Origin of the sequence: Pseudomonas sp. RW407, from assembly GCF_003176655.1 — a bacterium.
Taxonomy (GTDB): domain Bacteria; phylum Pseudomonadota; class Gammaproteobacteria; order Pseudomonadales; family Pseudomonadaceae; genus Pseudomonas; species Pseudomonas delhiensis.
Genome location: NZ_QGSL01000092.1, coordinates 1 through 402, shown reverse-complemented (window position 1 = coordinate 402; position 402 = coordinate 1). Strand labels below are relative to the sequence as shown.

Annotated in this window: 1 protein-coding gene; it reads right to left on the bottom strand. The window is 71.1% G+C overall.

The window, feature by feature from the left end:
- The coding region (locus tag DK254_RS16825; RefSeq protein ID WP_371921152.1) for a hypothetical protein at positions 1-402 on the bottom strand (402 nt) is incomplete at both ends.

The window sequence follows — 402 nt, the reverse complement described above, 5'->3', positions numbered from 1 at the left end:
GTAGTGGATGCGCGCCTCGCGCTGCAGGGCGTCGCTGACCGTGGTGACGCGGGCCTCGAGGTCGTAGTGGAAGTGGTAGTGCTCGCCGTCGCTGGTCCTGTGCTCGACCACCCGCGGCCGCCCGCCAATGTTCGCCCAGCGGTATTCGCAGCGCAGCCCCAGGGCGTTCTCGTGGCGCACCATCAGGCCGTCCTGGTAGGCGAAGCGGCGGCTGGTGTCGCCGTTGCGGTTGTGCACTTCGCTGAGCTGGCCCTGCGCGTCGTAGCGGTAGCGCACCAGGCTTTCCACCGCCTGGTCGCCGACCACCCGCACCACCTCGGTGAGGCGCTGCAGCGGGTGGTCGTAGTGCAGGTGCAGGCGCAGCCCGCCGCTGGCGGTGATGTCCAGCAGGCGGCCGTCGGC